Raw genomic sequence first — 22,717 nt, 5'->3', positions numbered from 1 at the left:
CCAGCGCGAGGAACCCGGATTGAGCCCGTCGATACCGTCGCGGCGCCGCCCTTGCCTGCTGTTTCGCAGCCGCCATGTTGTCGCGATAGCTCCTCTCGTGTTGTTCCGACGTGGACACGGTCCTGTTCGACTGCAATTCCTTGCGTATGAGATCCCAACGGCGGCACGCGTTCTGGCATCCTCAACCGTCGCCAGATCCCCGAACTTTGCAGTTGACACTGCAGCCTCCTGCAATGTCTTAGGATTTCTGTCCGTCGCCAGGTTTAGCGTTCGCTGCGATCGCCTAGTTGACGCCCCCCATCCGCTGGGTCAGGGCAAGGCGCACGCGGTTGACCCGGCTCTTCATGGTACCAACTGGACAGCCGCAACGCTGCGCGGCTGTTTCATAGGTTTCCCCATCTATCAGCACGGCATCGAAGGCCTGTCGGTGGTCGGGTGAAAGGGCGGCGACGGCGGTTTCGAATTCCTGCATTCGCACGGCCCATTCTTGAGGAGGGGTCACAGAGGCACGCAAGGAGACGCAATCCTCGATCCCGGCGACTTCGCGCATGCCTTTTTGGTAGCGAGTGCAGAACGTGTTGCGCAAAATTGTGAAAAGCCACGATCTCAGCCGGGTGCCCGGTTGGAATTTCTCGATGTTGGCAAGGCCACGAAGTAAGGTTTCCTGGACGAGGTCGTCAATTTCATTCTGATCGCGCGCGAACCGCCTTGCGAAGTTGCGTAACTCGGGAATGAGCTTGACCATGTCGGCCCGTACGGCGTTGTTAGCGTCAGAGGTTCGCATGGTATCTCCTGTGAGGTTATCGGCGGACTGTCCTGCGAGGTGCGATCAACCGTGGGCGTGGCCTGCCAAACGGCCGCGGGAGCTTCTGCCGGTCATCTCCGCAACCTTGCCATCGTCGCGAAACCTTTCCTGTAGAGACGCGGGGCAAATTCGCCACATCACCCGGATCGAGGTCTGGGCGGTCAGTTCGCGCGCTCGTCCTCCGGTGCGGCCATGACATTAAGATCATCTGAAAACAAAATGCCGAGGGAAAAACCAAGATGTGTCTGCATCTGAACGCTCCTGCCTAATCAGCCTTTCGGCCGGCGCGACTGAACGTACGCTTCTCCCCACAGTGCTCAATCACATTTGTTAATGCTTCGCGGTATCCTCAGGATCGAGCAGTGCCCTCAAGATGGCGTTCATCGCTTCTGGCCGGGACGACAGTTCGAAGCCGCGATATCCCGGTTCGACCTGGGAGGTCGTTGCGAACACCGATGGAATGGACAGTTCATCCAGAATGTCGGTTAGCGCGACGAGAACGTCGGTGCCGTAGCCGAGGTCAATCACTGCGCCATCAGCAACGTTCCTATCAACAGCGTGAAACGCTTCGTTTGACCCGAGCGGGCCAACCAGGTCGATGCCGGCCCGATCCCACGAAGTGACCATTGTCGGGGTAACGTATCCAACGGGACCGAAAGCAAGGATTTTGATTCTACGCATCGCGATTGCCTTGCCTCTTGCCGACAGATCACACAGGCCGAAGACGATCCGCGGACTGGTTGTCGAAAGACGATAGAACGAGTGTCGTCGGCTGTGGACCCAATTTCTAGTTTACAGTCTAGTCTTTTATAGTATTGCCCTGGTCATCGAAACACTAGGACCTGATTTCCCGCCCGCCCCACCGTTGGAACAAACACGCGTGAAATGCGTCTGAGAGCCCCTGCTACATCAAAGGCTTGAGGTTAAGAGAGGTCAAAACCCTTCATTTGTCGGTGCCCGATACCAATTGCTAATCCCGCCGCTGGGCGGCAAGCCGAACAACAAGTGTCCGCCGATACGATGCGGATCGGTCGCTGCTGGGTTTTGGGCAAGAAGCCGTCGAGTGCCGGGATTAGGAGGAGGAGCTAGAGCAGATGGTGCCACCGAGCTATTAAAGGATTGGACGCGTCTGGTCACGAGCCGCCAAGATTGTCTATCTGTTCTCGGGCGGCGCCACTGCAGGCGGCGTGTTCGACACCGGCAAGCCCAAGCTCGGTTGACTTGGACCACGCATCATAAATGCGGCAGCTAGAATGATTACCAGCAGACCAAGAAGGCCGATAATCGCGTTCTTTCGCATGCTAATGGCCTTCAGTTCAATGCCAGCCAGACTGCACCGGCTATTACACGTCCCAGTGCAAGATCCAGGCAGACATAGAGCGCGAATTCGCGCCGGTTGGGTGGGTTGCGGTGCATCTTGATCTCCTCTGGGAGATCAAACCAGCACATCCGTGCAAGGTTCCGCTCGATCAATGAAGATGGCCGGGCCTAATCGCGGCAAGAGCTTCGTTGAGCTCAACGATAATCTGCTGGTAGTCGGCGATCCGTTGGCAGTAGCCCGGCTTATGCTGTCTAACCTTCATTTCCTGGATGACCTGGGTGAACATCTGAACCTGTCGCTCCAGGTCTGCTCGGTCATTTGTGGATTTACTCATCACACTATTCCAAGGTTGGTTTCCCCCCAACCACGGAGCATGGAACTAGCTTTGGTGGAAACAAGCAAATCAGCTTTTCAGACTAGTCCACACGTATGATGACCTCCGAAGCAATGGGGCTCGATCGCCGCTTTTGGGAATTCGACTATGCCATGGAACTCACTGTTGCCTGCGTTGTTCGATACCCGCCACACAACCAGAGGAACATCACATGTTCATGAGAGTAGACCAGCTGCAGACCAATCTGCCAGCTCCAAAACGTGCAGACCCTAACGCGGCAGCTGCCCTGCAGGAACTTCTTGGGGGAAAATACGGCGAGATGTCCACCCTCGGGAACTATATGTTCCAGAGTTTCAACTTCCGTTCGAAGGAAAAGCTGAAGCCATTCTACAGCCTGGTCGCCAGCATTACGGCTGAAGAGCTTGGCCACGTCGAACTCGTCAGCAACGGCGTCGCCATGCTCAACAGCGGACCGGACATCACGGATGGCGATGCGGGCGATGGTGGCGACATCTCTGATGCGCCCTGGGAAGGAATGAAGGACATCCGGCTGGCTGCTGCCTTCCTCTCCGGTGGTGGCGGTGCGATGCCTGTCAACAGCAACGGCGTGTCCTGGAACAACGACTTCATCACCACGACCGGCAACGTCGTCCTCGACCTACTGCACAACTTCCACCTCGAGTGTGGCGCCCGTCTGCACAAACTGCGCGTCTATGAAACGCTCTCCGACCCCACGGGCCGGGAAGTCTGCGGATATCTGCTCGTTCGCGGTTCCGTGCATGCGCACGCCTATGCGCTTGCACTTGAGAAGGTTACGGGCGTCGACATTAAGAAATTTCTGCCAACTCCAAACATTCCTCTCGCCAACATTCCCGAATGCCAGAAATACCTCGACGAGGGCTCGCATCGCCGGCTCTATACGTTCAGCCCGAATGACTACAAGGAAATGTCGGGCATCTGGGGCAATGGTGAAGTCGCCTTGCCGCTCGATCCTCCCGGCGAATTAGAGGTCGTCGACGGCATGCCCGAAGGCGGTAAGATCCACCAGCTCGTCGGTGTGCCCTCGGCGCTCACTCCTGACTACGCGCCGGAAGAAATGTTCGAGATCGCAGAGAAGCTTTACAAATCGTCGCGCTAAACTCAATCGGGGGCAGTGCCCCGGACTGCATCTCGACACCCATCGCTCGCGCGTTCGCCCTCCAACAACCGGGCGGCCAAACGCAGACGTTTCTATCACCGAAATCTCTGCCCACGGCATCAACTCCTCCCGGCCAGAGCGAAAAAGCGTCTCTATGCCTTTGGCAGGAAAGCTCATGTATCTGATTGGCGCTACGGGACAGATGCGTCTCGATTCGCGACGCTCCTGTGCGTCGAAACGGACGCGCGAAGAAGTTCGACGAAATCTTCCGCTCTGACACTCATGATTTTCGTCGTGCCATCTGCGTGGTGAATTTTGATTATCTCCGACGCAATCTCCTTCTTGAAGTCTATGCTATGGATGCGGCTCATGGGAATGCTCCACTCCACTGATTTGCCGGTCTTGATCAATCCTTTCTGCGCGAAATGAACATCGCTTGATCGGATGGAGAATTCGCCGCCGACCCATTGACCACCGCTCCGATGCAGCATCCACGCGGAGGCCGGCAGCAGTATCCACCTCCAGAAGGCAATTTTGTAACCGGCAGGCAATGGGCTCAGCCATGCAGCAGGGATCGTGTGTGTCTCTCGTCCAGTCAATCGAACCTCCTCGTCCAGGCGCTTAGGTTGGCGAATAGCCAATTTCACCAGGGTGGCCAAGTGAAATGAGGGGACGACAGGCTCGGTCGGTGGGCGAATGCCGGCTAACCACGAAGGCGATCTCCGCTTGTCTCGAACTGGAGATGAGCCGACAGCTTTTTATCACCCGTTGCGATTCTTGACTTCGCTCCAGTCGCACAAGAAAAAGTAAGAAGCAAAGAGCTGAATCAGTCCGGTCCGACAGTAGAAGAAACAATTCTCCGAGGATGACGTTAAGACCTCACGAATAAATTTGAGGTGAACCGTGTCCAATCCAGAGCCATCCGACATCCATGGGGATCTTCCCGCTGCGGCGACGAATCAAGGGATGGTCGATCGAAAGGAGCTTTCAGCGTTCGCCTTTCAGCGCACAAGAATGCCGATGGTTGTCTCCGATGCGCGACAATCCGACTTTCCGATTGTTCTCGCGAATGATGCCTTCCTCGATCTGACCGGTTACTCCGCTGACGAAATTCTCGGCAGAAACTGCCGCCTCTTGCAGGGAGAAGCGACCTCTCGCACAGCTCTTGCCCAAATCCGCGCCGCCATTACTCAGCAGCGTGAGGCGACGATTGAAATTCTCAACTACAAGAAGGACGGCACGCCGTTCTGGAACCAACTGCACCTCAGCCCCATCCATGACGTGCAGGGCGAGCTCGCCTACTATTTCGCCTCCCAAATCGACGTCACTGATTATCGGCGGGTTGAGATTCTTGAAGAAGCCGAGCACCGTCTCCTCCTCGAAGTCGATCATCGGACAAAGAACGTTCTGGCGATCGTCGACAGCGTCGTCCGCCTTTCCAGGTCCGACAACGCCGCAAGCTATGCAGCTTCGGTTCAGCAGCGGGTCCAGGCGCTCTCGCGTACGCATATGCTTCTGGCGGAGAAGGGTTGGCAGGAGGTGGAGCTGGCCGACATCATCCGGACGCAGGTCCAGGTCTTCGACAACTGTGACATCGAGATCGAGGGGCCGGTTGTCATGATCCCGGCGCCGTCTGCGCAACCGATTGGGTTAGCGATCCATGAGCTTGCCGCCAATGCCGCCGTACATGGCGCGCTTTCAAAACGACAAGGAAGGCTAAGCATCAATTGGGTACAAGACGGTCCGGCCTTGACGATTACCTGGCACGAACGCGGCGGTCCTAAACCCGCGAAGGAGCCGGGAAGCGGATTCGGCAATATACTCCTCGGCGCCGTAGTCGAGGAACAGCTCGGCGGACACATTTCCCGCGCCTGGCGTGATGAAGGCCTCCTTCTGGTGATCGAGCTGCCGCCTTTAAATCGTGTGGGACGCGGTCTGCAGGTACGGCCCTAGTGTATGCCCAATCAGTTGATGTGCCATCCGAGCATACAACAGGGTTACAGCCATACGCTGATGCTTTCCGTGATTCAGATTTCCTAACCTGAACAGCCCTGAGTTTTTTCACGGAACCAGGCATCCTCGCGGCTAGCGCGTTCCGTCGCCATCCATGACGACAGACGGCACGCTCGAAGTTCCACGTACCACAGCACCGTCCCAGACATCAGTCGACGAATTTGACGACGACTCCCGGCCTGACCATGCCGGCCAACTCCTCGACATCCCAATTCGTCAAGCGAACACATCCGTGCGAGCCGACCTTGTCGATGAGTTCGGGTTCCGGGGTTCCGTGGATGCCGTAAGTCGGTTCATTGAGGTCAATCCAGACCGTGCCAACCGGGCTATTCGGACCGCTTGGCAGTTTGAGCACTTTCTTATTGTCGCCCTGTTGGAAATTGAGCTCCGGATTGTAGGTATAGGCCGGCATACGCGAGACGCCCTGAACCTTATGCGTGCCGGTAGGGGAGGGCGAGTCCTCGCTGCCGATCGTGGCAGGATAGGCCGTCAGGAGCGATCCATCGTCCGCAAAGGCGAGCGCTTCTCCCGATCGTTTGCGGATCTCGATCTGTTTCACCGTACCAGTTTTCGCCGGGCCGGGAATCGCGACCGCAATCGTCTCGCCAGGGGTGAAGGCGGCGGTCGGATTGAGAGCCTTGACGAGGCCAATGCTCATGTGAAACCGTTCGCTCAGTTTCTCGGCAAGGCTCGTATAGCCAAGGTGCTCCATCTTGGCCTGCTCCGCGTAATCTTTAGGAATTCTCTCCACAAGATCTTTCGCGTCATCCGCAGTTATCGCGTACGCCTGAATGACCGGGACGTCATTGGCAAGTCTCTTGAGCAGGTCCGGATCCAGCTTTCCGTCGACCGGAAGGCGTTGCAAAGCCTCGAACCCGGCGATTGCCTTGGTCAGGTTGTCTCCGAAAAGACCGTCGATCACCCCTGGAGAAACACCCGCACGATCCAATATAACCTGAAGATGAACAACGGCTGGATCAGGCTCGGAGGTTTTTTTGCTCGGCGCTTCTATTGGTAAGTTGGCGATGGAAGCAGCGTTGACAGTTTGCGCATCAATTGAACCGGCGAGAGCCGGACAGTAAGAGGTCAGCGCGGTCGAGAGTGCCAAAAAGCAGATCGAGTTTCTCATCATCGTAAAAGTTCTGATCGGGTAATGTTGTTCCGGTTCCTGCGCTGAAATCAATTCCGGAAGGATCACCGTGGTGACAAACCTCCTCACCGATGTAGCGGGTCATTGTGGGCACGCGCCTTCTGCGCCGTCGTGGGACGGGTTTCACATAACCTCGGTGGTACAGTAAGGTTTGCATCGAGAATTCTGGGGTGCTTTCCAAATTCGCTGCACGACTTTCGAGGAATTGAGAGGTCAGATAGCCTGAACTTGGGCGTCGTATTCTGCTTGTAACCGTTTGGACAATGTAGGCGGGCAGGATCAGGAGGACCGCCTCCAGCGTGACCTTACCGTGTTTGGCAAGCAGCAACGCAATGCGGAATCTCTGCCACCTGATCCAGGCCCTGTCATTGAGGCAGGGTGTCAAAGGCGGCCGAACTGGCCGGATTTTCACAGTTTCCAACCGGCCTGTAACCTTTCAGCCGCTTCTTTCGGGCGAGTTGCAGAAAGTGCGCGGCAGCCTCAGCCTCTGTGTCAAATACCTCGCACTTCTCCCCGCCGGGCTTTCCGATCCTCCCCCAACAGCGCATAACAGCCGCCTCTCCGAACAGCGTCTGCTGAATGGACAGCGCGTAATAGCGAGCCATGTTCCTCGTCTTATCGATGCGTTGGCAGTAGAGCCGGTAGGTGTAGTGTGCCATGAACTCAGGATGGCAGTCGCATCAGCTGTCGTCCAACGCGAGTTTTGAATCGATGAGGGACGTTCGATTCAAATCGGTGATCAATGCTCGCTTATGGGCGCTGGCATTCACTTCCCAGGCGATAAAGAAGCCGCAGTCCACCAACAGCCAGACCGATATGGATGACTCGATCAATATAGACAATCGAGGCGACTTCGGGCTCTGGGCGATCGAAGTGGCCAAGCAAATCGTCAGCTAGCAAGGCTTCGAGCTCGCAAGTGCGGCGCGATACGGCAAGGAAAATGAAGTGGGCGTTGCCGGAAATGAGTGGGCGAATAGAGCTCCCAAAATCGGGACGGGAAATTTCTTCCCCTTCGTGCTGCCATATCCATGGCTCGAAGGGGATGGGCGAACTTGAGCAGACACGCCAGCAGGTCGATCAATCTCGTCCACTTAACGAGCAGTGCCGGGGCAGATTCAGCCCTCGCAAATAAAAAGAAAGTCCGACCGTTTTTCCCGTTCGGACCTTCATCAGTCTGTTTGGCAAGAGCATAAAATCAGATGGAAGGGGAGGCAGTCAATCTCTTACCGGTTACTTCTGCGTTACCGGATTTATGTGGTTTACATCATTCCTTGCGTACTGGATTACTATGATCTGTATCGTCGATATTTTGGAGGTGTACACCAGCACCCATTCCACTCGAGGCGGGGCATGCCGGGCGCCCGGGTGAGCTTCGCACACCCAGCCTGAATCCCGACATCGCTGCACAGCCGCACCCCCGTGCTTTCGCACCGTCTACAAGTGTTGCTGGTCCGATTGGTTGCTTTAGTGGTGAAGCCTTGCATCGGGTAACAGTTTCGTCCACGAGATATGGTGAAACCTCGCATCGAACGGTCGACGAGAGAAATACTGTCGTCGGTTCATTCATCATTCTTTTGGTGAAGCCACCACCAGATCGTTGAATTGAAATACACCATCAAGCGCGTTACAAGTTCATTCTGCGACCACGGATGAACTGGCGCGAAGGATGGGTCGACCTTTCGGGGTTCGGCCTTTCTTTTGCGGTCAAGAGCACGCCTACGGACCTTCCGACCCTTTCGCACGGCTCTTGATAAATGAGGAGCGAACGCGCCCGGCCAGGCGTCACAGCTGAATTGCGTGCCACGCATTCGGTGCTGCATCTCTGCTGGATTTGAAATGCGTTCTCCTAGGTCGCCAACGCAGAGATCCCCCAGATGCTTTTTTGTGCTCCTTGGTTGATGAAGCCAAGCGGGGTGGCCCCAGCAAAAAAGCCTGGGGCACGCCACGCCGGTGACGATCGGCAGATATCTGGCGATCGCGCCGATCTCCTGGCGGATCTCTCCATGATCAACGCCGCGTATCAGATGAACGAGAAAGTTCGCCAGCAGCAACAGGCCTGAGAAGATCAAACCGACGATCATGCCGGCGAATGCCAGCAGCGGCGCCATGAGCAGCGATTTGAGAAACCCGGTTCGCGTCATGGCGGGTCTTGAGTATTTGCCCCCGCAGGCGGGGCGGGCTTCAGGATGTCGTCGAACAAGGCCTTGTCGCCGTCACGGGTGAGGAAACCGGCAAGCTCGCGCCGCAGCCAATCTGACAGGGTTCTGGAGAACTCGTCGCGTCCGTGCTCCAGGCGATGGAGGATGAGTGCACCAAGGAGGATCTTGCGGCGGGTATCCGCTGCGCGATCCTGTTTGTCCAGACGCGCCGTCAGCGCCTTCCGGCGTGCTTCCAGTTGCTCCAGCCGCTCCCTGATGGATCTGCGTGCCATGCGATCGTCCTTGTTGCCGTCGCGGGATTGGAACCCGATCCTTCTGTCGGCGCAACTCGCAGATCTTGCAGCCGCGCAGCGGCATCCCGCGTGGTATCCGTAGCGAAGCGAAGGAAACCGGAAGGGCGCACTTACGAGTTGCTGCGCAACTCAGCGCTCAGTATCGGTGACGGCATCAGTGAGGCAGATCTTGGCGATCTATCATTGCAGCATGAAGCTGATAGCGCGCAGCGGCGGCCGCAGCGCCGTGGCGGCTGTCGCTTATCGAACCGCGACGATGATGGTCAACGAGCGCGACGGGCTGGTGCACGACTTCACCCGCAAGCAGGGCGTCGAGCATGTCGAGATCGTCCTTCCGGACGGGGTGGAGGCGGATTGGGCTCTGGACCGCTCAGCGCTGTGGAATGCGGTCGAGTATGCCGAGAAACGCAAGGATGGGCGGGTGGCACGGGAGTTCGAGATCGCACTTCCGCACGAGCTGAGTTCGGTCGACCGGCTTTTGCTGACGCGGGATTTTGCGCGGGATCTGGCGAACCGGTATGGTGCGGCCGTGGACTTCGCCATTCACCAGCCGCAAGGGGAGGGCGATGTCCGCAATGTTCATGCGCATGTGATGATGACGACGCGGACCGTCGGGCCAAAAGGTCTCGGCGAAAAGACGCTGATCGAGCGGGAGAACAAGTGGCTGCTCAAACATGATCAGCCGACATCGCATATGCAGCTTCGTGATATCCGCCAGGCCTGGGAGGGTCATGCCAACCGTCATCTGGCGCGGGCTGGTCTGGACATCCGGATCGATCATCGTTCGCATCTGGAACGCGGCCTTGAGATCGAGCCGACCGAACATATGGGGGTTCATGCCTCGCAGATGGATCGGCGCGGGCTGGACGTGTCCCGGGCGCGGATCGACGACGAGGCGGCTCGCCGAAACGCAAAAATGATCCGGGAGAAGCCGGAGCAGGTGTTGTCGATCCTGACGGCCGAAAAGAGCGTGTTCGATCGCCATGACGTGGCGCGGGCGCTGCATCGCTATATCGACGATCTCAAGGGGTTCCAGAACGCGTTTGCCGCCGTCATGGCGTCGCCGGCCCTGGTCGAATTGCAGCCGGACCGGAATGGCGAACTGGCGCGCTATTCGACGCGGGAGATGCTGGAGATCGAGCACGCCATGGCATCGAGCGCATCGAGGATGGGGGGTACACGAAACCACGGCGTGGACGTTGGTCACGTCACGGCGAGCCTGGCCGTTCAAGATGACGCCATCAAGGCCGGTGTCGCTGCTTCTCTTTCCAGCAAAGTCGAAAATCGCCAGATGCTGCCGGCCGATCGGAAGCGGGCGCTCGAGCGTTCCGGCTTGAGCGACGAACAGCGTCTGGCGGTTCGACATATCACCGGGCCGGAGCAGGTGGCGGTGGTGATCGGCTTTGCCGGCGCCGGCAAGTCCACCATGCTGGCAGCCGCTCGCGATGCCTGGGAACGACAGGGATACAGAGTGCATGGCGCGGCGCTTGCCGGCAAGGCGGCAGAGGGACTGGAGGAATCCTCCGGCATCGCCTCGCGCACACTGGCCTCCTGGGAATACAGCTGGCAGGCGGCAAGAGGACGACTCGGGAGCGGCGATGTCCTCGTCATCGACGAGGCCGGCATGGTTGGCAGCAGGCAGCTCGCGAAGTTCGTTCTCGAGGCCGAGGCACGCGGCGCGAAACTGGTTCTCGTCGGCGATCACGAACAGCTCCAGGCGATCGGGGCAGGATCTCCGTTCCGGGCGATTTCCGAGCGTGTCGGGGCGGTCGAGCTTTCGGAAATCCGCCGGCAGGGCGAGGGCTGGCAGCGGGAGGCGTCGATTGCATTCGCCACTCATCGCACAGTCGAGGGATTGTCCGCCTATGCCGACCGGGGCGCCGTACAGTTCTCTGCGAACAGGGATGAGGCGCGGGCAGGTCTGGTGCGCGATTATCTCGCCGATCTGGAGGCGCGCCCGACCGGATCGCGGATCGCGCTTGCCCATCGTCGGGTGGATGTTCGGGCGATCAATGCGGATGTCCGGGTGTTGCTTCAGGAGCGTGGCCGGCTGGCGCGCGGTGAAGCGGAACAGGGCGAGCTTGGCCGGGAAGTCGTCTACCAGACCAACGGCGGCAAGCGGTCCTTCGCGCCAGGCGATCGGGTCGTGCTCCTCGAAAACAATCGCGACCTTGCCGTGAAGAACGGCATGCTGGGAACGGTCGAGGCCGTCGAGCCGGACGCACTACGGATACGTCTCGACGGCGCAGGGCAGGGGAGGCCCCGTATCGTCATCCTACCGGTCAATCGTTACCAGGCCTTTGACCACGGCTACGCGACGACCATCCACAAGTCTCAAGGGGCGACCGTCGATCGCGCCTTCGTCATGGCCTCCGGCACCATGGACCGGCATCTGACCTATGTGGCGATGACGCGCCACCGAGATCATGTGCTGCTTTACGCCGGCCGCGACGAGCTGAAGGACATGAAGGTGCTCAGCGCTAGCATGAGCCGATCCGGCGCGAAGGAAACGACGCTCGACTATACCCGGGCTTTTGCCGAGCGGCGCGGACTTGCCGAGGAGTTCGGGGTCCAAAGCGAGATTGCCATCAGGCTCTCATCTGGTCGGGCTGAAGAGCGGCCTGCGGCTCACTACAGCGCTGCGGATGAGCGCGTTCGCTCTCCGGCCGATCTTCAGCCCTCGGCAGCCATCGAGGCGCCGGGCGGACGGCAAGCGGGTGATGGGCCAGCCGAAAAGGTCGAGCCGCTTGTGCCGGCTATCACGAGCCATGCCCGCAGCGCCGAGGATGTAGCTCGTGAGAGGGCCCGGCCGGATTTCGAGCGGGCGATGGAGGTGGTGCGTTCCGCCGGCCGTCATGTCTACGCGGATCCGGATGGTGTCGCAGCCACGCTCGGCTTTGCCGTTCTGGGCCAGGGCATGGACGCCCAGGCTCTGGCGAAAGCGGTTGCCGAGCGGCCCGAGCAGTTCGGGTCGTTGTGCGGGAGGGTCGGGTTCCTGGGTGAGAACGAGGAGCGAAGGGCCGCGCGACTGCATGCCAGGGCGTTCAGCAACCATGTGGCCTCAGCTGGTCTGACCTGGGAGCGACGGGTTGAGGCAGAACGCCAGCTGGAGGCCTGGAAACGCGACAAGTGCGATGTGGTCGAGGTTCCGGGCCTCACCCGGCGCAGCGAGGCGATCCTCAAGCAGCTCGACGGACTGCCACAGGCTGAGAAGCCGAAATTCCTGGGAGAGCTATCTGGCACGTTGGAGGGAAAGCAGGCACTCGAGGAGGCGAGACAAATCGCTCAAGCTCTGACGCAGCGCTTCGGCGGTGCCAATCTTCGCGACCTTAAGACGGACAACCTGCGGCTCGGGCAAGGCGCTTCCGCCAATATGGATCGTATCAGGGCTGTTGCCCGCATCGTCGAGCGGGTGCAGCGGGCGGAACTGTCGCGTCAATACGAATTGAAGCGTACCCTCAATAAGGGGTTTGCATTGGGGCTGTAAGCAGGGAGAGAAGCTTCACCGTACCAGATAAGTTCACAATGAATCCGCGGTATTGTTTGATGATTTATGCGCGACAGGGCGGTTGTTTATGAGGGTTTGGCAAGAAACCGCAGACTAACTGAACTAATCCGGTGCGTGCTCTATTTTTTTGTGTCCGCGCCGTCGAAGACCCCGGTCGCGACGCTGACGCAAGGTCGGCCACTCTCCTATTTTCACAACTGTCGGTCCGCCCGCGCCAAAACGGCCTACATTCCCGACCGCTGCGAAGCCTGCTGCAGTCTCGACTGTGTCGAAGCTCAATCTATGCTTGTTACCTATTGCCGGGCGAGGCCGGCTCCCGTTGAAGAAGGGATAGTGAGCCATGACGTTGACGACAGGGGATCTCGTGTTTGCCTGCATCGGCCCGATGACCGACGCCATTTCTGCTGTTACTCGAGGATATCGCGGAGCGCTCCTGAACCATGTCGGCATTGCAGTGGAAAACGAAAAAGGTCTCTTTGTGCTGGAAGCCTTCCCACCAGAAGTGCGCGTGACGAACTGGGAAGTGTGCGCGCGCCGGACACTGGCGACTGCCGGAGGGGCCGACCGACCCTATATGGTCGGGAGGCTTAGACCGCCCCATCGCGGGCTCATCCCGAATGCAATCCAATACGGATTGAAGCCGCGGGACGTCCCCTATGATCGGCTTTACTCAACGGACCAGCAGGCGCTGTATTGCAGTGAACTGATCGTTGATATGTTTGCCAAGGCCAATGGCGATGCGCCGTTTTTCCCCGAGAGACCGATGAGCTTTCGTGATCCCGCGACCGGAGAAATCCTGCGTGCCTGGAGGGAATACTATCAATATTTCGGAATGGATGTTCCCGATGGCGAACCAGGCTCAAACCCTGCCGATCTAAGTTCTGACAAGCGTCTTGAGATTATCTCCGTCGTAGGTTCGATCCCGGGTCTGACTTGAAGTCGGCCGATCAGGCACATTGGATGTGGCCCAGAAAGCCAGGCTGGCGTCGCCCGTCACGCCGGGCCCTTGGTTCCACCTAAACACCGAAAATTACGCCTCCGGACACGCTACTTGAAGCGCCGCTCTCGGAAGGTTCGTCGATCGTCAATGAGACGGGCTTGTCGGGGCCGAGGTCGAAATCGACCACATCGACAAAGTCGAGGCGGAGCAAGAAGCCGTATTACTGGAGCAAGCTGACTAAGGTGATTTTGGATTCGGAATCTGTCCCGCTTATGGGTCGGGTCAGAATTCAGGGTACTACGACAAGAAAATGGCTCCTCATTCGGCGAATGCCTTCCAACTTCCGCTGCTCAACCTAGTCGCGAGGCGAGTGCCGAGACCTCGCGAGTCGCCTATAATGCATTGTATGCTATGCAAATGCGGCATAAGGTATGTTATGGAACCATCGACCAACCGTCGCCTCCGCCATATTGTGGACGGCAGCAAATCTCGCCTAAAACCAAACCCGTTCGCCGTTCCCGGAAGCACCTAGCTAACCGTCAAGCCATCTCGAAACGCGAGGATGCAGTTCTCGGGACGATCATCGCAGCCGCAGGCTCCGATTGAGCGTGGGAAGCATTCAGCCGTCTTGCCACGATATCGTGGTTGAGCCACTGGACCGGACCGGACGGGGCAGACGATTCGCCAAAAATAAGCTGTCCGGTTGCCTCCACAACAAAACCGCTCAGCAGCTCGCTGATCATCGCCTTGCTGTCGCGATGCATCACGGTGATCTCGTTGGATGTGCCGATCGTCAGATCGGCCTGTGCTTGGCTGTTCGACATCGGCCATGCCGAGAAATCGTAGAAGGGACGCATCACTTCGCTGGCCTGCATGACGGTGATTTTCCGAAAGACATCCTCCATGGTAAAGCCGTCCGCCAGAAGCCCCTGGCATGCCTCCCACTGCTCCTCTGCCCATCGGCCGCCATTCTCCTTCTTCAGAGCAAGCAGCAGCGGTATCAGTGGCAGCTCGATCCCCGTGAATACGTCGGAGGAGTTTGTGCGAATTTCGGGACAGTTATAAACTGTTGCCTTAACGCCTGCCGCCCACGCCTCCTCGGCGATGCGCTCAAGCAGCATCTTGGCGTAACCTTGAGTGTAGTTGGTGTAGGTCTGCCAGCGGTAGCTGCCGTCGATCAGGATCGCCGATCCATGGTAGCCGTAGGCCGCATACCGGACCTGGCCACCTGACGCCTCGACGCGCTCGCGGATTGCCGAGCTGAAGTCGATGAGATGTCGAAAGGTGTGAGCGGAGACGTCATCGAAATTCTGCAGGATGAGTTTTCCCATGTCGCTATCGAGCAAGGCCTGCGAGGACATGTGGCGGGTTCCGCGTCCCTTGTAGATGCGATTGGCGACGACCAGGAACACCTTCGCTTTGGGAATGCCTCCGGCCATGGTGTGGGCGAAGAACACGTTGCGGCCATCCGCGACCAAGCCGTCGAGGATAGCCATGACGTTAGAAAGCGACGTCGTGAAACGCTCGGTGGCAATTTCCCGGCACTGCTTGATGTAATCCCAATCAAGCCTTTCATTTTGCCAGTTCTCTAGTGTCATCCCAGCCAGCAGATCGGTGGCGGTAGGAGCACCCGCAGGCGCGTCGAGATCGAATCCGGCCATGAGAGGAACGTTGATGATCGTGCCACCCAACCGAGCTTCGGCCGCAGACAACTCCTCGGCGTCGAGCGGACGCAAAAGATTGTTCTCATCGCGCCTTCCGACCGTGATGCCGACGATCTCCATCCCGGCCTTCCGGGCTTCGTCGAGCAGGCCCGTGGCGTATCCGCGCCCAAACAGTTCGCCGAAAAGGACGAACACGTCGCCTTTACGGAAGACAGTGTTTTCAGAAAGGCGATTCAATGCGACTGGGTTTTCCATGTTTCGGCTCTTTAGGTCAGGTGTCGTCGAGCGATTGCTCGGTCGACCTCAGATAGTCACATGACGTCAGCGGCAGGGAATAGGAAGTCATTTTGAGTGACCGTTCATTTCAAAACGTGATGGGAGGTACCATTGCTTCGATCCCTCTGCTCGCCCAAATGACCGAGAGTGAGCTGTCCGCGGAACAAATTCGAGCAACCGGATGTTTCTCGAAGTCAACCAATCAGGATTGTCCACATGCGCGTTCTACCCGCCATCGCCCTTGTATGCACCGCCAGTTTTTATTCCAGTGCTCTCGCCTCTGAGGAAGACTTCCTGAAGTCGATCGAAGGACAGTGGACAGGCGGCGGGTCGGTGCTGACAAAACTGGGTGGGAGCAACGTCAACGTCTCCTGCAACATGCAGTCGGACGCAGCCTCATCGAGTTTCTCGATGAATGGAACGTGCAGGGCTTTGGCCGTTGTGTCGCGGAGCTTCACCGCGAACGTAAAAGCGTCTGGAGCTTCCTATTCCGGCAATTATACTGGCGTGTCGGGCAAGCCCTCGAAACTTGAGGGCAGCCGAAACGGCAATACCATCAATCTCGACGTAACCTGGGCCAACCCGATCTACGGTGACCGCGCCGCCAAGATGACAATTGAGAAAGTCGGGGACGACGGCCTCCGCATCCGGACCATCGATAGAGATCCGGACACAGGGAAGTCAATCGTCACAACTCAGCTGGATCTGCGGCGACGCTGAGCCAACCTAAATTGTTAAGGGGTTTCGGTTGCGGGGAAGCCCGTTGTTCCGTCACTTGTCCTGGCGTCTGAGGGGGCTCTCCTATCAATGGGGGGCTAATAACTCCCGGTCATCCAACCCATTCCGGCGTTTTGCATAGAGGTCGCTAAGTCGTGAGGTCGGAAGCCGCCGCCAGCCTCAACTAAAATCAGTCTGTTTTTTCCTCCTGTCCGTCCGGCTTGAGATTGCTCATGAAGCGAAGCGTCAGGAACGTCATGATGGAAAGAACGAGCGCGATGTCGTAGGCACCCAGACCCACGGCTGTACCGATTGCGCCGGTTGCCCAGAGGCTGGCGGCCGTGGCGGTGCCTCGAACGCTTGCTTTGACAACAAGGATAGCTCCGCCGCCGATGAAACCCATTCCGGTAATTAATCCCTCTACGATCCGGGCGGTCGCTTCCGCGTTACCCATCGTCAGGTGCTCTGTCGCCTGGATGAAACCGCAGCTGGCTATCGCAACCAGGGGAAACGTGCGAAGGCCAGCGCTGCGCTCGCTCTTCTCCCTATCCCACCCAATTGGTAGCGCCAGAATATACGCGACAATCAGTGCCCCGAGATGCGGAACGACATTGAACGCAGTCCCGATCGAGTAGAGTTGGTCAATCATAGGTATCCCCTTTATTCGCAGAACTGCCGCCGTAAATGAAAAGTTCGACAATCATCGACCCATCACTCCTCGCCGCTTCGTTGAGTACAAGAGCCGAGGAGGAGGTCGCGTTATCCTGACAAATTTCGAAACGTCCTCAAGGATCAAAGGTTTCTGCTTGAGTATTGACGACAGTCAGCCGTTCGCGTAGCGGTCCTTCGATGCTGAACATTGAGAGCCTGTGCCAACGCCGCTGGAGCATGAGCGCGAACTGACCGAGGTGTTTCCAACACGGCCGTCGAAAAGATGGCCAGACGGAATGCGCGGCCGGTCCATACCCAATCATCTCGCGCGGCTCGATCGCCGCAAGCTACGAAATTTTTCAAGCTCGTTCAGCTTCGCCTGCCCATCCAGACGCTTCTCATACCGCACATCACTTTCCAAATCCTGCTCTTCTTCCTTGCGCTGTTGGGCGCCGTCTTCTGGCCTTTTGCGGCGCGGCCCGCAATTCGCCCATCCGGCAACCACCAGCCTCGAAAGAGGTCTTCCTCTTCGGCTGGCGTTCGCGCCGGCCACGTCGTTACCAACTCCTCGAGAGAGCCGGGTCGCAAGGATGCCCACACATGCTCCTCACTCTGCCATACGGGGAAAAAGAACGTGCTGACGGTGATGGGATCTGCGAACTCGCCATCCGTGCCGGTGAAGATAACCACACCAGCATGCGTGGCGATCGCACGACCAAACGGCGGAACATTGCCAACGGGCACAGGATAACGTTTTCGCCGGCGCTCCTTCAGTCTTTTCTTCGAGCCTGCTCTTCATCCGTGCCTTTCATTTCTTACCGCCGCGCCCTCCTGACCTCGGGCTCATTGCGCTCCGCCGCCGCCTCGAGCGGTGGCCATCGTCCGCGCAGTTCCTCGTAATACCGCTAAGGCACTGTGAAAAGTCGACGATCCGCGTCCCGGCGCGCATACGGATTTCTCGGATTTCGTTCACAACAGTGGGAGAGTAAGGCGTCCGGACTTGCAGGGCAGAAGGCGCGGCTTCGAGATAGCGGCTTTCGATCGGATCGAATGCGAAAGCGTCCCTGCCCTTTCGTCGGCAAAAGCGTCGGCCTCCGCTTCCATCTCGGCCAGCCAGCGTTCGATGCGCGTCTCGGCGGTCTGGCCAGGCACGAACCAGGCGTTCAACTGTCGCTCCAGAGTGTGCGTGGAAAAGACTCGCGAAAAACGCTGCACCGTTATGCGGTCGTGAGGCAGGTCAGTTGTCGCGCCTACCTGCGGTTCAGCTTCTGCGTTGCCGGTCGGTGTCTTTTCCATAGCTTTACCGCTTGCATCAAAGTCCTGTTCTTTCACTGCGCGGCCCTTGAGCGCTCACGCTGTCTTCCTTGATTTTCCAAGACGCTTGATAGCCTGCTCAAGCGGCCGCTGACCATCGCAGTAATCCTGCCACGCCGAGCTTTTCGCAAGAAGCGCCGGAACTGTGCGAACCGTAAACCGCTTTGGGTCAAGGTCTGACTTTACCTGGGTCCACGTCAGCGGCATAGACACGGTAGCCCCGGGCCGTGCTCGGGGCGAAAGCGGTGCGACAGCCGTGGCCGTGCGATCATTGCGCAGATAGTCGAGGAAGATGCGGCCCTCACGCTGGTTCTTGGCCATCTTGATCAAATACAGATCCGGATTTTCGCGGGCCATCTGCTCACAGACATCATGGGCAAAGCCCTTCGCTATGTCCCAGCTGAGTTTCTCGCCCTTTGGCACGGCAAGAGGCGTCACCACATGAAGGCCTTTGCCGCCGGTCGTCTTGCAGAAGCTGACGAGCCCGAGTTCCTCGAGCCGGTCGCGGATTTCGCGAGCGGCTGCGACGACCGTGGGGAACTCGACGTCCGGACCAGGATCGAGGTCGAACACCAGACGGCCAGGCATTTCCGGCTGGCCCGGCTCACAGTTCCAGGGATGCAGCTCGACCCCGCCGATTTGGGAGATGGCAGCAAGACCCTCCACGCGGTCAATCTGCAGGTCGGGCTTCTTGTCGCCAAATACCGTTACCAGTTCCACGAGGTTCGATGTCCCTGACATGGCATGGCGCTGAAAGAACTGTTCTCCTGCAATGCCATCCGGTGTGCGAATGATGGAGCAGGGTCGCCCCTTGATGTGATCGATCAACCAGAAGCCCACGGCTTCATGATAGTGCGCCAGATCAACCTTTGTCACCGGCTCTCCGTCACCGGCATCCGGCCATAGCGCCTTATCGGGACTGGAGATCATCACGCCCATCACCTCCACTTTTCCGCCCTTGCGGAAACGCTTTGGCGCCGGTTTCGACCTCTCCGGATCGGGCACCTCGGTTTTGGAGGGCGACGCGGGTTTCTCGGCCCCGACTTCCGCCGCCGGCTTATCTTCCCGCAAACCCTTGAATGCGGCCTGACGCACCTGGCCATCGGCCGTCCATCCGGCAAACTCGATCTCAGCGACGAGTTCGGGCTTCAGCCAGACGATGTCGGGACCCTTCTTCGGCGCTCCAATTCCCGTGAACGGCGATTTTGACGTCTCCATTTCTGAGAGTCTGGGAAGGAGCGCTTCGACGGTCTTGGCGCCATAGCCCGTGCCCACGCGGCCGACATAGACGAAGTGGTCGCCGCGATTGACGCCGACGAGAAGGGAGCGGAACTTTCCGTTGGTTTTGGCGTAGGCGCCAATGACAACTTCATGCCCTGCCCGGCATTTCGATTTCGCCCAGGTTTCGGTGCGGCCCGATTGATACGGCGCATCGACTTGCTTGGACACAATCCCTTCCAACGACAAACGACAGGCAGATCTGAGAACGGCGTCGCCGCCGGTTTCGAAATGCTCGACGAAGCGAAGACGCGGATCTTCACCGGCATCCGACAACAGCGTCGCCAACCTATCCTTTCGTTCCGTGAGCGGGAGCCCACGCAGATCTTGGTCTCCCGCAACAAGGAGGTCGAAGGCGAAGTATACCAGATCGTCTGTCTTTCCTTCCGACAGCGCAGCCTGAAGGGCCGCAAAATCGGGGGCGCCGTTTTCGTCAAGTGCGCATATTTCACCATCGATAATGGCATCGGGAAGAGCGGAGGCTGACTTGGCGATCGCCGGATATTTTGCCGTCCAGTCCAGACCCTTGCGGGTTTTCAGGGTTGCCTCACCATCCTCAATTCGCATCTGGATGCGATAGCCGTCAAACTTGATCTCATGGATCCAGCCATCGGCGGATGGCGGGCGAGGTAAGATTTCGCACAGCTGCGGCGCAATGAAATCCGGCATTGCCGATTTTGTCCGCTTGGGGGCTGTCGACTTTTTCGTAGCCTTCACGCCCGCCTTGCGTTCCTCGGCCGCAAGACCGTGATTGCTGTCCCACACCGCGTCGGCCTTGACGTCGCCATTCTGCATCATGAATGGCTTCGGCTTTCTGCCCTTTCCGGATGCGATGGCCTCCATAGCCCTGCCGGACGCCACCGACGTATTGTTTTCCTCAAGGATAGCGGCGCCGTTCTCCTCGACCGAGAAGTCGTCGTGATGCTTGATCAACAGCCAATTGGTCCGCTTGCCGCCATCGCGATCATGCTGCATACGCACGAGGACGAAGCTGCCGTGGAGGCGGTTGCCTTCAAGAGTGAACTTGAAGTCGCCCTTTTTCAGTGCCTCTTCTGGAGACTTGCTGCCCTCCCACTCCCAGTAGCCGCGATCCCACAACATCACCGTACCGCCGCCGTACTGGCCTTTCGGGATCGTCCCTTCGAAATCGCCGTAATCGAGTGGGTGATCTTCGACCTCCACCGCCAACCGCTTGTCGTGGGGATCGAGCGACGGGCCTTTGGTCACCGCCCACGACTTGAATACGCCGTCGAGCTCAAGCCGAAGATCGTAATGCAACCGCGTCGCATCGTGCTTTTGGATCACAAACCGCCGACGGTTCGATAACTTCACCTGAGCTTCGCCGCTCGGCTCGTCCGTTTTCTTGAAATCGCGTTTGGCACGATATTTTGAAAGATTGTCGGTCATGAGCGCCCCCTCCTCCCATTCTGACAAACAAAACCGGCTATCGGCTCCTGCCATTGACCTAGCGACCCGATACCCGGATCGCGCCCGCCTCTCCGAGACTGCGTTGAACGACGGCGATCTGACTGGCTGCAATCTCTGCCGAGACCTCGATCTCGCCTTCGAGTGCAGCATCGGTTCGCGCGCCCTCGTCATGGGAAGCGTCGCCGCCCGACGGCGCGGTGCCGGCGGTATTTCGATCGGTGGTGGATTGAATGAAGATGTCCGGCCGCGAGATACCGTGTTGTTGAACCAGGTGTTCGACCGCAAGGTCTGCTGCCTCGCGTGTCTCGAAAGTAGCCCGGATTGTGGTAGTGCTTTGGTCCGCCATTGGATTGTCTCCTGCTTATTGATGTCACAGGATTAGAACGCCCTGAGCGGCGACAAGTTTCGCTGCGTCGAAGGCCGGATTAATTGAGGTTGTTGATATCCCAGCGAACGCTGCTATGTTCCCTCTTTGTTTCGGGTGAAGGTCTCATAGGACGCCCGAGCCCGCTGCCTTTTTTTGCCGAGCCCCATGAGCGATATGACGCCAACGCCGATCCGAAAAATCATCCATGTCGACATGGATGCTTTCTACGCGTCGGTCGAACAGCGCGATAACCCCGATCTCCGCGGCAAGCCGCTTGCCGTCGGCGGTTCGGCTGCGCGTGGCGTTGTGGCTGCCGCCAGCTACGAGGCACGCGCCTTCGGCGTGCACTCGGCAATGCCATCGGTGACGGCGAAGCGGAAATGCCCCGACCTGATATTTGTGCCGCCGCGCTTCGACGTTTACAAGGCGATTTCTCAGCAAATCCGCGAAATTTTCGCGGAATACACGATGCTTATAGAGCCCCTGTCGCTGGACGAGGCCTATCTCGATGTCACCGAGAATTTGAAGGGTATGGCAATCGCCACCGAAATTGCCCTGGAAATTCGCGCCAAGATCAAGCAGGTCACCGGGCTCAATGCTTCGGCCGGCATCTCCTACAACAAGTTCCTCGCCAAGATGGCCAGCGATTTGAACAAACCGAATGGCCAAGCTGTCATCACCCCTAATAATGGGCCAAGCTTTGTCGAAGCCCTCCCGGTCAAGAAATTCCACGGGGTTGGGCCGGCAACCGCTGAACGCATGCGTAAATTAGGGATCGAGACCGGGCTCGATCTGAAATCGAAGTCGCTTATCTTCTTGCAGGAGCATTTCGGGAAGTCAGGTCCTTATTTCTATGGCGTCGCCCGCGGCATTGACGAGCGTCGGGTCAGAGCCGACCGGATCCGAAAATCGGTGGGAGCGGAAGACACATTCGTCGAGGATATCGATGATCTGGAACGCGCGACGGCTGAGTTGAAGCCGCTTTCCGATAAGATCTGGCTCTACTGCGAGGCACAGGGCATCAGCGGCAAGACGGTCACAGTGAAAATCAAATACTCGGACTTTACCCAAGCGACCCGCAGTCGGACCGGCATTGCGCCTTTCGCCAACATGTCGGATGTTTTCGACGCGGCATCCGCACTTCTCGCAACGGTCTATCCCTTCAAACGGTCGGTGCGTCTGTTGGGCGTGACGTTGTCGTCGCTGACCAAGGATCAGCCCAGCGACGCGATCGAGGAACGGCAGCAACTCAATCTGAATCTATAGCACGGATAAGGCTCCTGAAACGAACGAGGCAGCGAAACTTCACGAAGAATACTGTCTCGCCGTTAAAGCCGCGCGATCGTGCGTAGGCTCGTCGG

Annotated in this window: 19 protein-coding genes and 1 pseudogene; 7 read left to right on the top strand and 13 right to left on the bottom strand. The window is 58.3% G+C overall.

The window, feature by feature from the left end; all coding sequences use genetic code 11:
- Positions 1–283 precede the first annotated feature (283 nt).
- The 3 genes from PMI07_RS17240 to PMI07_RS17230 form a co-directional block, all read right to left on the bottom strand.
- Positions 284–784 (bottom strand): sigma-70 family RNA polymerase sigma factor, encoded by a 501-nt coding sequence (locus PMI07_RS17240; protein WP_007757299.1) that lies wholly within the window; start codon positions 782–784, stop codon positions 284–286.
- A 351-nt stretch (positions 785–1,135) separates the two neighbouring features.
- On the bottom strand, positions 1,136–1,432 hold the full coding sequence (locus tag PMI07_RS17235) for a hypothetical protein (protein WP_037087245.1): 297 nt from the start codon (positions 1,430–1,432) through the stop codon (positions 1,136–1,138).
- Positions 1,433–2,274: 842 nt separating this feature from the next.
- Positions 2,275–2,460 carry a hypothetical protein gene (locus tag PMI07_RS17230; RefSeq protein WP_037087243.1) on the bottom strand — a complete coding sequence of 62 codons (186 nt, stop codon included), beginning with the start codon at positions 2,458–2,460 and terminating at the stop codon, positions 2,275–2,277.
- A gap of 211 nt (positions 2,461–2,671) precedes the next feature.
- Between PMI07_RS17230 and PMI07_RS17225 the strand changes: the two genes are divergently transcribed.
- Positions 2,672–3,598 carry a manganese catalase family protein gene (locus PMI07_RS17225; protein ID WP_007757318.1) on the top strand — a complete coding sequence of 309 codons (927 nt, stop codon included), beginning with the start codon at positions 2,672–2,674 and terminating at the stop codon, positions 3,596–3,598.
- A gap of 191 nt (positions 3,599–3,789) precedes the next feature.
- Here the strand turns inward: PMI07_RS17225 and PMI07_RS17220 are convergent, their stop codons facing one another.
- Positions 3,790–4,197: a hypothetical protein gene (locus tag PMI07_RS17220; RefSeq protein WP_197032533.1), complete on the bottom strand. Its 408-nt coding sequence runs from the start codon at positions 4,195–4,197 to the stop codon at positions 3,790–3,792.
- Positions 4,198–4,501: 304 nt separating this feature from the next.
- Between PMI07_RS17220 and PMI07_RS17215 the strand changes: the two genes are divergently transcribed.
- Entirely contained in the window at positions 4,502–5,551 is a 1,050-nt protein-coding gene (locus tag PMI07_RS17215) for a PAS domain-containing protein (RefSeq protein WP_007757319.1), read from the top strand.
- Positions 5,552–5,759: 208 nt separating this feature from the next.
- On the opposite strand, the gene PMI07_RS17210 is transcribed toward PMI07_RS17215, so the two are convergent.
- Together PMI07_RS17210 and PMI07_RS17205 are read right to left on the bottom strand one after the other, a co-directional pair.
- Positions 5,760–6,740: a L,D-transpeptidase gene (locus tag PMI07_RS17210; RefSeq protein ID WP_245277185.1), complete on the bottom strand. Its 981-nt coding sequence runs from the start codon at positions 6,738–6,740 to the stop codon at positions 5,760–5,762.
- Between the two features lie 386 nt (positions 6,741–7,126).
- A complete protein-coding gene (locus tag PMI07_RS17205; RefSeq protein ID WP_007757321.1) occupies positions 7,127–7,420 on the bottom strand; it encodes a WGR domain-containing protein in 294 nt (97 codons plus the stop codon).
- Between PMI07_RS17205 and PMI07_RS35355 the strand changes: the two genes are divergently transcribed.
- On the top strand, positions 7,419–7,658 hold the full coding sequence (locus PMI07_RS35355; protein WP_197032538.1) for a hypothetical protein: 240 nt from the start codon (positions 7,419–7,421) through the stop codon (positions 7,656–7,658). The two genes, PMI07_RS17205 and PMI07_RS35355, sit on opposite strands and share 2 nt — an antisense overlap.
- Before the next feature lie 662 nt (positions 7,659–8,320).
- Here the strand turns inward: PMI07_RS35355 and PMI07_RS17195 are convergent.
- Both PMI07_RS17195 and PMI07_RS17190 read right to left on the bottom strand, forming a co-directional pair.
- The gene (locus PMI07_RS17195) at positions 8,321–8,902 is read right to left on the bottom strand and encodes a hypothetical protein (RefSeq protein WP_007757325.1); all 582 of its coding nucleotides are present in this window, start codon (positions 8,900–8,902) and stop codon (positions 8,321–8,323) included.
- Complete coding sequence (locus PMI07_RS17190; protein ID WP_007757328.1) at positions 8,899–9,192, bottom strand: hypothetical protein; 294 nt, start codon at positions 9,190–9,192, stop codon at positions 8,899–8,901. Before PMI07_RS17190 ends, PMI07_RS17195 begins: the two co-directional genes overlap by 4 nt.
- A gap of 190 nt (positions 9,193–9,382) precedes the next feature.
- Between PMI07_RS17190 and traA the strand changes: the two genes are divergently transcribed.
- Positions 9,383–12,700 (top strand): Ti-type conjugative transfer relaxase TraA, encoded by a 3,318-nt coding sequence (traA, locus tag PMI07_RS17185; RefSeq protein ID WP_007757330.1) that lies wholly within the window; start codon positions 9,383–9,385, stop codon positions 12,698–12,700.
- Between the two features lie 361 nt (positions 12,701–13,061).
- On the top strand, positions 13,062–13,658 hold the full coding sequence (locus tag PMI07_RS17180) for a YiiX/YebB-like N1pC/P60 family cysteine hydrolase (protein ID WP_007757332.1): 597 nt from the start codon (positions 13,062–13,064) through the stop codon (positions 13,656–13,658).
- Positions 13,659–14,200: 542 nt separating this feature from the next.
- Here the strand turns inward: PMI07_RS17180 and PMI07_RS17175 are convergent.
- The gene (locus PMI07_RS17175) at positions 14,201–15,580 is read right to left on the bottom strand and encodes a hypothetical protein (protein ID WP_007757334.1); all 1,380 of its coding nucleotides are present in this window, start codon (positions 15,578–15,580) and stop codon (positions 14,201–14,203) included.
- A 237-nt stretch (positions 15,581–15,817) separates the two neighbouring features.
- On the opposite strand from PMI07_RS17175, the gene PMI07_RS17170 reads away from it, so the two are divergent.
- Positions 15,818–16,321 (top strand): hypothetical protein, encoded by a 504-nt coding sequence (locus PMI07_RS17170; RefSeq protein ID WP_007757336.1) that lies wholly within the window; start codon positions 15,818–15,820, stop codon positions 16,319–16,321.
- A gap of 187 nt (positions 16,322–16,508) precedes the next feature.
- Here the strand turns inward: PMI07_RS17170 and PMI07_RS17165 are convergent, their stop codons facing one another.
- The 4 genes and pseudogenes from PMI07_RS17165 to PMI07_RS17150 all read right to left on the bottom strand — a co-directional run bounded on the left by PMI07_RS17165 (position 16,509) and on the right by PMI07_RS17150 (position 21,335).
- Positions 16,509–16,967: an MgtC/SapB family protein gene (locus PMI07_RS17165; protein ID WP_007757337.1), complete on the bottom strand. Its 459-nt coding sequence runs from the start codon at positions 16,965–16,967 to the stop codon at positions 16,509–16,511.
- Positions 16,968–17,338: 371 nt separating this feature from the next.
- Positions 17,339–18,265: pseudogene (locus PMI07_RS17160) on the bottom strand (hypothetical protein).
- A 54-nt stretch (positions 18,266–18,319) separates the two neighbouring features.
- The gene (gene ligD, locus PMI07_RS17155; protein ID WP_007757341.1) at positions 18,320–20,968 is read right to left on the bottom strand and encodes a DNA ligase D; all 2,649 of its coding nucleotides are present in this window, start codon (positions 20,966–20,968) and stop codon (positions 18,320–18,322) included.
- Between the two features lie 58 nt (positions 20,969–21,026).
- Positions 21,027–21,335, bottom strand: a complete 309-nt coding sequence (locus PMI07_RS17150) for a hypothetical protein (RefSeq protein ID WP_024163874.1) — start codon at positions 21,333–21,335, stop codon at positions 21,027–21,029.
- 186 nt (positions 21,336–21,521) lie between these two features.
- Here PMI07_RS17150 and dinB point away from each other — a divergent pair, with 186 nt between their 5' ends.
- A complete protein-coding gene (gene dinB, locus PMI07_RS17145) occupies positions 21,522–22,622 on the top strand; it encodes a DNA polymerase IV (RefSeq protein ID WP_007752855.1) in 1,101 nt (366 codons plus the stop codon).
- Positions 22,623–22,717: the final 95 nt, after the last annotated feature.

This window comes from Rhizobium sp. CF080, from assembly GCF_000282095.2.
GTDB lineage: Bacteria > Pseudomonadota > Alphaproteobacteria > Rhizobiales > Rhizobiaceae > Neorhizobium.
Note: the sequence above shows the minus strand (reverse complement) of the source record. Positions and strands in the feature narration are given on the sequence as shown.

What these genes read in the sequence shown, in the direction of transcription:
- PMI07_RS17165 (WP_007757337.1), bottom strand. Translation starts at nt 16,967, where the DNA reads ATGATTGACCAACTCTACTCGATCGGGACTGCGTTCAATGTCGTTCCG.
- PMI07_RS17170 (WP_007757336.1), top strand. Translation starts at nt 15,818, where the DNA reads ATGCGCGTTCTACCCGCCATCGCCCTTGTATGCACCGCCAGTTTTTAT.
- PMI07_RS17195 (WP_007757325.1), bottom strand. Translation starts at nt 8,902, where the DNA reads ATGACGCGAACCGGGTTTCTCAAATCGCTGCTCATGGCGCCGCTGCTG.
- PMI07_RS17180 (WP_007757332.1), top strand. Translation starts at nt 13,062, where the DNA reads ATGACGTTGACGACAGGGGATCTCGTGTTTGCCTGCATCGGCCCGATG.
- PMI07_RS35355 (WP_197032538.1), top strand. Translation starts at nt 7,419, where the DNA reads ATGAACTCAGGATGGCAGTCGCATCAGCTGTCGTCCAACGCGAGTTTT.
- PMI07_RS17210 (WP_245277185.1), bottom strand. Translation starts at nt 6,740, where the DNA reads ATGAGAAACTCGATCTGCTTTTTGGCACTCTCGACCGCGCTGACCTCT.
- PMI07_RS17150 (WP_024163874.1), bottom strand. Translation starts at nt 21,335, where the DNA reads ATGGCGGACCAAAGCACTACCACAATCCGGGCTACTTTCGAGACACGC.
- PMI07_RS17240 (WP_007757299.1), bottom strand. Translation starts at nt 784, where the DNA reads ATGCGAACCTCTGACGCTAACAACGCCGTACGGGCCGACATGGTCAAG.
- PMI07_RS17235 (WP_037087245.1), bottom strand. Translation starts at nt 1,432, where the DNA reads ATGGTCACTTCGTGGGATCGGGCCGGCATCGACCTGGTTGGCCCGCTC.
- PMI07_RS17175 (WP_007757334.1), bottom strand. Translation starts at nt 15,580, where the DNA reads ATGGAAAACCCAGTCGCATTGAATCGCCTTTCTGAAAACACTGTCTTC.
- PMI07_RS17190 (WP_007757328.1), bottom strand. Translation starts at nt 9,192, where the DNA reads ATGGCACGCAGATCCATCAGGGAGCGGCTGGAGCAACTGGAAGCACGC.
- PMI07_RS17230 (WP_037087243.1), bottom strand. Translation starts at nt 2,460, where the DNA reads ATGAGTAAATCCACAAATGACCGAGCAGACCTGGAGCGACAGGTTCAG.
- PMI07_RS17225 (WP_007757318.1), top strand. Translation starts at nt 2,672, where the DNA reads ATGTTCATGAGAGTAGACCAGCTGCAGACCAATCTGCCAGCTCCAAAA.
- PMI07_RS17205 (WP_007757321.1), bottom strand. Translation starts at nt 7,420, where the DNA reads ATGGCACACTACACCTACCGGCTCTACTGCCAACGCATCGATAAGACG.
- ligD (WP_007757341.1), bottom strand. Translation starts at nt 20,968, where the DNA reads ATGACCGACAATCTTTCAAAATATCGTGCCAAACGCGATTTCAAGAAA.
- dinB (WP_007752855.1), top strand. Translation starts at nt 21,522, where the DNA reads ATGAGCGATATGACGCCAACGCCGATCCGAAAAATCATCCATGTCGAC.